Origin of the sequence: Agathobacter ruminis, from assembly GCF_002735305.1 — a bacterium.
GTDB lineage: Bacteria > Bacillota > Clostridia > Lachnospirales > Lachnospiraceae > Roseburia > Roseburia ruminis.
Window position 1 is genome coordinate 121199 of the sequence record NZ_PDYG01000123.1, and the last position, 10448, is coordinate 131646.

The window sequence follows — 10448 nt, forward strand, 5'->3', positions numbered from 1 at the left end:
CGTTATCACCTATCCTTCGTAGAGAATGAAATTCGTGGGTCAACCACTGACATTAAGGTATCGCCGAGTACCAATGCAAGTACGGAAAGTACTGCATAGAACAAGGTAACACCAACGATTACACCGTTGTCATATTTTCCGATTGCCTGTGTCAAAACATCACCGACACCAGGAACCCCGTATACACGCTCTGTAATAATCGCACCGGTCAATGCACCCAATACACTTGCAGGAATATCGTGGCACATCGGCACAGCCGCATTCTTCATAATATGTTTAGAGAAGATTTCCTTCTCGCTCAGACCGCCGGAGCGGGCAAATTTTACATAATCGGCGCTCATCTGGTCGATCATGAATCGTCTCATCCACTTCATCAAACCTGCAATAGCCGGTAAGCACAATGAGATAATCGGCAGAATGTACATCGGCCAGATTTCGTCTTTGGTATCAAACTGTGTCGGCAGATGGAACAGAGAACCACCGATTGCCTTGAACAGGAAAATATATGCCAGAGACGGAATCGCAATAATAAACATGATATAAACCGTACCGAGCTTATCGATGAATTTGTCTTTCTTACGAGCCATCAATACACCGAGTGGAAGACCAATCAGATATGCAAAGATGACATCAAAGATACCGATGATGAAGGAATATCCAAGTTTGGATTTACCGCCACGGCGCAACTGTACTCTTGTATAATTGTCCGTAAAACGTGCTTCATTGATCGGATTATCAACCAGCGAACCTGCGGAATATACAGCACTGTGTAAATCGTCTGCACTTTCTTCCTGCAATCCTGTCGGATATGTTGTCATAACTGACTTTGTCATACCCTGTGACTGTGTCATCGTGGTTGTAATTTCCACGCCCTGGTTGACAGTATATGAAAGACCCAGATTTAAACTGAGCATGTTCTGATGTACGAACGGGAATTTATTATCCACATATATCAGATATTTATGGTTTGTACCATTGCCCATCAAAGCCGGAGCGAACTTGTCTCCGCCGTATGCCGGATCCTTCCAGGTAAAGGTCAAGCCTCTCTTTCCTTCTATATCTTCTATGGTGTTGACGCTGTCAAATTTAAAGATTCCGGTTAAGTAACGAAACAGTCTGGTTGTAACCGGAGTATTCTTATACGCAAATAACAGGGATGCACCACCGTCTGCAATTCTGTTTCTCTGTGTGATTGCGTCAACACGCTCGACGGTATACCCCTTGGACTCATAATACTTCTTAAATTTTGCGGCATTTTCCTTGGCAATCTTCTTGTCCTGCTTTGCAGTCTTGCCAAGCTTAACACTTTCCTTGTAAGTGGCTTCATCAATATCGCCACTCTTCATAAGCGATTTCATATAATCGCTGTATGGTACATAATCTAAGTATCCATACTCTTCCCATTTCTGGTACATGTATGCAATTTTTGCATTATTCTTCTGATGTGAATAAGCACTGTCGCTACTGAAAATCTTATCGCGATCCATCAGCGAGTAGATTAACAGCATTACAATTGCCACCACAAATATAATTGAAATCACTCCATGCAGGAGTCTTTTTAACAAATATTTAGTCATAATAGTCACTCTTCATAAACACAACGGGAAGCAGTGCTTGCGCACTGCTGTCCCGAATGTTTGTATTTTATTTTTGGTATCTTTTAGTAAATACCGAAGTTCTTGGTGAATGCACCGCTGTAGTATGGTGCAAGAGTTCCAAGGTAGCTGCAAGGATCACCGAAGTCAGGACCCCAACCGGTATTGTCGTTGATATCGAAGTTGCTTTCCTTACCGTCTTTGGTGTAGTAAGTAGCATCAAGAATTGTGTCATACTTAGGATCAACATTCAGGTTGATGATGACTTTGTTACCTAATACTTTCTCAATAGACTGCTTGTAAGCATTTGCACGGTTAACCATGTAAGTAGCTTCGCTGGTAACAGGGAGATCAAGAACGATTGGGTTCTCTTCTGTAATTTCTACTCCTTCAGCCTTGAGCTCTTCAATTGCCTTGTCAAGCTCCTTAACAGCCTCTTCCGGATGATACCATCCGTCATATCCGGTACTTCCACCGATTCCGTCGTTTGCTTCCGGATTCCATGCAACGATTGGGTATCCGTCTGCATTCAACTGAGCCTGAAGAATTTCACCATAGTAGGTTCCTGCCTTGAAGGTCTGCTCGCTTCCATTGATTTCAACAGTTACATCCTTTGAAAGGGTAACGAAATCACCAGGTGTATATGAATTTGTCAGGTTTGCAAGCTTCAGGTCAGCACCTCTTGTCTGCTCATTCCATGATGCACGATCGTCAGCATAGCTAATAGCAAGACGGAAATGCTGGTTCTTAAGAGCCTTGTCAGAAGCGACCTTCTGCTCATCGGTCTTTTCAGATTTCAGCTTGGTATCGTCGGTAACATTTGCATATGCCTGACGATTGATGTTGTAAGTTACAAGATAGCTTGTAGCATCGGTAGAAGATACATGAACATACTTGTCGAAACGATCTCCGTCTGCCTTACAAATAGCAACCATAGCCTCTGTCAAACCAACACCGTTGGTAACACCGTTGATTGCATTGTCATATGTCTTCTGAACATCACCGAGATTATCATAAATCCAGTTCAAAGTCTTGATTGTAACTTTGTCCTTGTTCCAATAGCTGTTGTTCAATTCGAAGGTGATTGCACTCTTCTGATCAGCTCTCTTTACAAGGTATGGTCCACAGTAAAGGATGTTATCCTGAGTCTTACCGTAATCACCTGAGGTGTAGTTATCACCTTCAGCGCTGAAGGTACCACCCTGTGACTTGTAGTAAGCACGGTTCAAAGGAGCAAATGTTGTATACTCAAGCAAGGTTACGAAGTAAGGAACTTCTTTCTTCAAAGTATACTCAAGTGTGTAATCATCAACTGCCTTTACACCAACCTTGGAGAAGTCAGTCTCATCACCTGCAATATATTCATCTGCATTTACGATGTTTGCACCTTCAGATCCCCAAAGAGCTTCCATACCGCTACCGGTATCGAATAAGTGCTCAGCACCTGCAACGAAGTCGTCTGCAGTTACATCTGCATATTCACGTCCCTGAGAGTCAACCCACTTAACACCCTTACGAATGTTGAAAGTATAGGTTACGGTTCCGTCATCGTTCTTCTTCTCAGTATAGCTTTCTGCAAGAGAAGGCTGAAGTGTATTCTCACAGTCATACTGTAAGAGACGGTCAAATGTCAGGCAAAGTGGCTCGTACATAGATGCGTTCCACTCTGTAAATACATCCCATGACTTGTTGTCATCAGTATAAATCATGCTGAAAGTATCTGTGAGTGTGTAACCATGAGAGGTAAGATATTCTTTACATTTCTCATAATAAGTACCGGTTCCCTTTAACTCACCATACATTGCACGCATTGCGTCCCAGTCTTCTTTCGTAACGAATTCCTTCGTTGCAAGAAGTGTTTCATAACGCTCTGCATCACCACCGTATAATACAGAAGAGATGGTATTAGGAGCGTTACGGGTAAGTACATATGCACCACCCTTTGATGTGGTAGGAAGAATGGTTCCTGACTCAAGCATCTTTGCTTCTGCAAGAGCTTCCAATGCATATCTCTTGTCAGCATCGGTTTCTTCCTGTGCCTGCTGATAAAGTTCATAGAAATCGCCGAGTGCGTCCATGTAAATCACTTCGGAAAGTCCCTCATAATCAGTAGGTAATGCTTCGCTTCCGTTTGTGTCGGTTTCTTTAGAGGTGTCATTTGGCTTCTCTTTTCCACCGCACGCTGTTAAGCCGACTGTCATTGCTGCAACAAGCAGAAGGCTTAATAACTGCTTCTTTTTCATAGTTTTCCTCCTTAAAACTAAGTATTTTTTATATTAACTGTCTCCAGTATAATATCATAATGCTTTGTAGGTACACGACTTTACTGTGATAAAGTACCCTATAACCAAAAAAAGTGCCGTTGGCGCCATTGCCACTGCACATTTCTATCTTACGTCGTCTCTGTCTTTTCGTTTGAAAAACAAGTGTCTACCACTGACGAACAGTCTTATATTATTATACACGACAATTCTCGTTTGTCAATTTGTGTATACACTTTTATAAATATTCATTCAACCATTGATTTAGTTGATTTCATGTATATACAATGAAAATATACACTATAATTCCCTGTATATATATGCTTTATAACCCTTAGTTATGGTACTTTTTCCATATTAATATATCTTGATTGTGCGCTATCGATTTCTGATATATCAAAAAAGGGCCACAGATATTATCTGAGACCCTTTCATTACCTTTCATTATTATTATGCCAAAAGCGCCATTGCATGCGCGTTGTTAATCGTTCCCTGTGCGTGATAAGAATCCTCTGCATTGAGTAGAATGTTTTCACGGGAGTGTCGAACCATATCGCCGTTCATCTGAATCGTATGCTCCAATACTTTGGTTGCATCCACTGCCGTATCGGCACTCAAATTGTTTACCACACGATTGATCTTGTTGATTTCATTCTTGATTACCTGACGATCTGCCTGTGTGATATCTTTCTCCTGTGCTTCACTTCCAAGCTGAAGACCTCTTGCCATATATTTCTGGATACGGGCAAGTACATTCTCGACATTGTCCTGCGCGTCTTCCTTCTTTATATGAAAGTTTTCTTCGCGACTTTCCTGTCTGAACTGTCCCGGACGATTCTGTGACTCTGTTACTGTCAGGCGACGCACACCTTCATGAGACAATTCAAGAACTGCAGCATCTTCATCAAAACCATTTCCCGCCGTTTGCTGATTCTGCGAATCAGATACAGGCTTCTCATTTCGTACTATGGAATTGTAAGTGTGATTTACATGATCGTAAATTGTGTTTGATAAAAGAACCATAACCGAACCCTCATATATTGTGCCCCTCGGTAAATCCTTTTACCATATCTGGTGTAATTCCCTTTACACATTAATTATTTCGGAGACTTGAGCCCTCGGTTTAGCATTTTGGTACCATTTTCCTATAAAGTTGTTAAAAATAGAATCTCGCTTGCGAGATTCTGCGCGCCGAGCGCGTGTTGCTTTAGCAACAATCTTCTTCTCGCGCGAGTGCGCATCCTTTGCGGAACGCTTTTTGCTTTATAGAAAATTCGGAAGAATTTTCTATAAAGTAAAAAAGCAGGGCGCGGTAGCGCCCTGCCTTGCTTTTCTTATGATTTATGCTTCATTTTCTCCGTAGGTTGCAAGGATGCGAACCTTCTTTTCCACATCATGCATCTTGGAATCGAAGTCAGCAACCGTATCCACACATGTAGCCGCAAGCTCTTTGGTAGTAATCGCACTTGCCGAAACTTCTTCCGATGTTGCAGACAATGTCTCAACGCTGTCCACAATCTGACCATTGGACTGTCTGACATTGCTCATCATATTATTCACCAGTGCAATCTCTGCATTCAGTTCCTGAATACTTGACTGGATTGAACTGAAATAATCGCTGGTATTCTTGATCAAATCACTCTGCTGCTCATTGATTGCAACACTCTCTCCGACCTGTGTGGAAACACTCTGTGCTTCCTGTACCAGAGTATCGAGAATTGCAGTAATCTCTTCTGTTGCACTTCTGGTCTGATCTGCCAGTACACGGATTTCCTCAGCAACGACTGCAAATCCTCTTCCGGCTTCACCGGCACGCGCTGCCTCGATGGATGCATTCAATGCCAGCAGGTTTGTCTGACTTGAAATATTTAAAATCATATCTGTAATGGAACGAACTTCGACTGATTTCTCCTGCAGATGTGTTGCAGCAAGCTGCATCTTGGTTCCTGCTTCGATCACGGTCTCGGCTTTTGCATTTAATTCATCCACAAGCTGAGCACCTTCGTTGACCGAGTTTGTCGCAGAATCGGTAATTCCCACAATGCTGTTTGTCTTATCAACGGTCTCTTCAATCACATCCTGGATGGCACTGGTCATATCCGTCTGCTGGATGCATGCGTTGGCAGTTGATGTTGCGCTATCCTCGATTGCGCCCATGGATTCATGCACCTGACGAACAGAATGATCGATGCTCTCCATATAATCCTTGGTTGACAGTACCATATCAAGTACATCCTTTGCCAAAGAAACCACTTCATGCGACATGCCTTCGCTCTTCTCAGCCGCACTCATGACAGAACTCTGTGCTTCCATGTGGAACTTGGTAATCAGATTGTTTGCCATAATAAAGGTAATGCATCCGAGAATGGATACAATCGTTTCAATACTGATCTGCTCCATGACCAGCTGAATGTCTGCTGCTCTGCTGACTGTGATGCCAACCATAATCACATTGATTACCAGCTGTGCAACCGCAGCAATGCGAAGTACAATCTTATTTCCATATACAATTACCGCAATCAATACCGGATAAATATATGGAAATGTGGTTGAAGTCTTTTGCATAATCATTGCAAATGCATACAGGAACAAATATCCGAATGTTCCCACATACAACAACAGGCTTTCATCCCGCTTTGTCACAAAAATGACGATGCATGCCAGCATAAAGACTGCAAACAAAATCATAATTGAAATCGGAACACTCGGTGAAAGTCCTGCGAATTCAATATTCTGTAATAATGTTGTCAATCCGATGATATTGAATAAACCCGTTACCATCAGTGTGATAAACAGTACCAGATTGGCCTGCTTAATTTGATTCTTGGTCATAATAGCCCCCTTTTCATGTCTCCTAATATTTCTGTATTACAGATATTTTTATTTTATCACATTCCAATTCCCGTGCAATACCTTCCCACAAAAAACCACATCCGATTCATCCCCCGGATGTGGATTACAGGAGGAAGTAGGACACCGGAAGAAGCCAGCGCAGAATTCCGATGACCGGCAGCATGATCGAAAGGTCGAAGTATGCGGTGGTCATGACAGCAATTGCAAGAAGCAGTGCCAGCAAGCTTGCCATATAACGGTTTTCCCTGCGCAAAATACGCGCCAGAGCGTAGCAAAAAACAAATGCCACAAGCAGGAGAAGCAGAAGCTTGAGCAGAATCCAGAACGGATTGCGGTTTCCTTCTCCGAAGATGCAGGCCAGTATGAATGCCACAACCCCAGGCACCGTAGCAGCCGCGAATGCTTTTGTGCATGCATAGATGAATCGTTCATGCGCAGTCAGGCAGATTGGAAATCCGCTCTTTTCCTTGGCAAGTGTGTCTCCGACAGAGAGAAAGATGACAAGGAAAAGCAGAATGGCAAGGCTTCCCATGTATGGATGCGATTCCTGATATGAACTGTATTTTTTCGGAGTTTTTCGATTCGGATCACCGATTACCTCGCTGCGAACGGCCAGGAGTGCATCACCGCTTTCATAATATTCCTGCTGTTTCTGCAATTCTTCTATGAGTTGTGCGTCCGGCTTTTCGTAGATTTCCGGTGCGGCAACCTGCAAAAAGATTTCGCTTTGCATTTTCAGGAGTGTGACATACAAAGTCTCTTTTGCCACTTCTCCGCGCGTGGTATAGCTCGAACAATAATAGGTAATGACATCTTTCTGATTTTTGTTTGCAAATTTTTCTTTGAAAGAGGCATCGATATCAAAGCCGCATTCAATGGTTCCGTTTAGGATTTCTTCTTTCATTCGCTCTTTGGAATCATAGACTTTGAAATCATAAACGGTTTCATTTTGATTCAGCAGTGTTTGCATTTCGGTTGCGTATTCCGGTTTTTCGCAATAAATGCCGACGCCAAAATTCTCCCCGTCAGGCAGTTTCAGTGAGGCAATCACAAACATCACCGCAATCATCGCCAGACAGGCAATCCAGTTCTCCGGTCTCTTCTGTTGTGCTTTTAATAAAAGTGGAAACCACTTACATGCTTGTCTCATTTCTTATGCTCCGTGATTACAATTGAGATTCCATAACATACGATGCCGAGTGCCACTGCAATCCACACATAGGCACCGAGGCTTTTCCCGAAATAAATCCGCTGCAGTGATTCCATCCACAGGCGAAGCGGCAGGACTTCTCCAATCATGCGTATGCCCTTCGGAAAATAGGAAAGCGGCAACAGCCCGCCGGCGCAGATGAGCATAAAAGCATTGACTGCGAGCGTAATCAACATGCCCTGCGTCTGATTTTTTGCAAGAGAATATATCAAATTGCAAAATGCCGCCATCGCAAATGCCGGAAGGATCAAAAGAATCGGCACCAGCACCGATCCGCTGAACAGTGATTTTTCGCGGACGATTCCCGTAATGATGCCGACAATCCATGTCAAAAGCATTGCCACATAGGCATATACGGACATGATGATAACGCGGCTTCCCGCCACGGCGGAGGAACCGATTCCCATAAGGCGCAATTTTTTGTAAAGGATTTGCTCCTCTTCCTTATATAAGAAGCCAAATGTCAGACTTCCCAATAGTAGGAACAAAAACACCCCCACCGTGATATAATATTGCACCAGATTTACTTCTCCGGTTGCTGACAAAACATGATTTTGGAATGCTTCTCCGCGCCCGAAGACGTGCCATAAATAAAATTCAGACAAAAATGCATAGGTGTCCTTTTTGCTCATTTTCAGTTCATACAGATCGCGCATATCCACCACGGAATAGATTGCAGATTCCGTCACACGCACAAAAGATACGCCGTCATAGAGCAATTCTTTGAACATGGAAGTATCCAGATCCACATCCGCGGAAAAATAAATGGTCAATGGCGTATTCGTCCCATGATTGACATCATCATAAAAATTTTCCGGGAGAACAATTGCCGCCTCGATTTCCCTGCGTTTTAGTTTTTCGAACGCCTCCTCTTTTGGCAAATAGACAAAAGTGCAGACACTTTCCACACTTGGCATTCCGGAAATCAAATCCAGAATCATCTCCGTCTCATCCTCATTTTCGGACAAGACCACCGCCAATGTCACTTGCTCAAGCATCTGCACATTTGAAAATGAACGGCTGACTCCCCAGGCAAGCAGAATAGAAAGCGCAATCATCACGATTACGCTTCCCATCATCCTGGAGAATGCCGCCAGGCTTCTTTTTAATTGTAAGAAAAAATAATTTAAAACTGCTTTCATCCGATCAAATAGAAAAGGGAAGGGAATTTCATCATCAGGTTGTCTTTCAGAAGATCTGCCAACTCATTGAATCCTTCCTCATCAAGTGTTCCAAGATCCACAACGGTACCATCCAGTTCTTTTACATCATCACATGCGCTGATGCCAAAGCTGATATTTGCCTTCTGTCCGTCTGCAAATATGCTTGCTCCGTTCTCTTTGAGATCTACAACCGATACGGTTAAAGAATCGGAGGTTCTCTTGATATTCAATTCAATACTTGCTTCTGTATCACCGTCCATCATCGAAGCAACAAAATCACCGCTCTTTGCATCATAGGTATATTTGAGAACTTCGGTATCCTGATAAGAAATAGATCTTGTCTCAACATCTCCTTCTGTACTTCCCTTGATAAATACAGTCTGATTTGCAACTGCAATGGCCATATTCTGGGTACGATAATCACCACCCTGGAATTCAATGGTCACACCGATGTCTCTGATACTCAAATCAAGTGCTGCAAGCATACCGTCATAGATATATGCCTGAAGTTTGAAATCGCCGACTGTTCGAATAGCTGCAAGTGCATTGTCCAAAGACATGCCTGCTGCCTGCTCGAATGCAAGTTTGAACTGCTCATCCTTTAAAAATCCAAAATCATCGATCAGCTTTTCAATATCATCTGCTGAAATAGTAAATTCATAACCGCCGCAGGAAACATCTTTTCCGTCGATTTCGAATTCTTTCTTGTCAAGCTTTTCGAATTCCAATCCATAGAACCAGTCATGGACAGTCTGGTATGCGTCAGAAGAATCGATATCACTCTTCTTCAAAGTCTGATAAGCACTCTTTAACACCTCTGCCAACTGATTAAATCTCTGCTCGTCAATCATTGTGCCAAGATAACCGCCCGGCATCTTATCAAGTCCAAGCTTCAAAAGCTTATCATTTAAAACGGAAGAGCCAAACAGGATTGCATCTTCGGTCAGCTGGATTTTGCCATCGACATCAAACGCATATCCCATCATATTTCCGTTTACTTTTGCGTAAAGTTCCTGAATCTCACCACCGGTTGTCAATGCGACAGTACCCTGTAAGGTGTTCATATCTTCCGCAATATCAAAGTCCACTCTCGCCTCTTTGGCACCGGACTTGCTCAATAATTCTTCCAAATCAAGTGCTTTGGCCAGTGCACCCTGATCTTTTGCAGTTGCCTTAAAAGCGTTCTCCACTTTCTTTGCCGGCTTTGCAAAAATCACACCGGTTGCAAACAAAATCACAAATACGACTGCTGCAACCACTGCGACTCCACCGCATACGAGACCTGTAATCAGTCCCTTTTTGCTCTTTTTCTGCGGTGCATACTGTGCATACATATCATATGGTTGCTGCGGCTGTACCGGCTGCT

Annotated in this window: 7 protein-coding genes; all 7 read right to left on the reverse strand. The window is 43.1% G+C overall.

From position 1 onward, the window contains the following. Positions 1 to 5: 5 nt before the first annotated feature. The gene (locus CSX02_RS11675; protein ID WP_099386796.1) at positions 6 to 1577 is read right to left on the reverse strand and encodes an ABC transporter permease; all 1572 of its coding nucleotides are present in this window, start codon (positions 1575 to 1577) and stop codon (positions 6 to 8) included. A gap of 83 nt (positions 1578 to 1660) precedes the next feature. Then, a complete protein-coding gene (locus tag CSX02_RS11680; RefSeq protein WP_099386797.1) occupies positions 1661 to 3838 on the reverse strand; it encodes an ABC transporter substrate-binding protein in 2178 nt (725 codons plus the stop codon). 468 nt (positions 3839 to 4306) lie between these two features. Further along, positions 4307 to 4879: a hypothetical protein gene (locus tag CSX02_RS11685; RefSeq protein WP_031546056.1), complete on the reverse strand. Its 573-nt coding sequence runs from the start codon at positions 4877 to 4879 to the stop codon at positions 4307 to 4309. Between the two features lie 318 nt (positions 4880 to 5197). After that, positions 5198 to 6688: a methyl-accepting chemotaxis protein gene (locus tag CSX02_RS11690; protein ID WP_099386798.1), complete on the reverse strand. Its 1491-nt coding sequence runs from the start codon at positions 6686 to 6688 to the stop codon at positions 5198 to 5200. 124 nt (positions 6689 to 6812) lie between these two features. Further along, positions 6813 to 7859 (reverse strand): ABC transporter permease, encoded by a 1047-nt coding sequence (locus tag CSX02_RS11695; protein ID WP_099386799.1) that lies wholly within the window; start codon positions 7857 to 7859, stop codon positions 6813 to 6815. After that, positions 7856 to 9061: an ABC transporter permease gene (locus tag CSX02_RS11700; protein ID WP_099386800.1), complete on the reverse strand. Its 1206-nt coding sequence runs from the start codon at positions 9059 to 9061 to the stop codon at positions 7856 to 7858. The genes CSX02_RS11695 and CSX02_RS11700 overlap by 4 nt, the downstream gene beginning before the upstream one ends. Next, positions 9058 to 10448: hypothetical protein (locus tag CSX02_RS13685; RefSeq protein WP_207653786.1), on the reverse strand; the 1391-nt coding region annotated here is incomplete at its 5' end. The genes CSX02_RS13685 and CSX02_RS11700, both read right to left, overlap by 4 nt.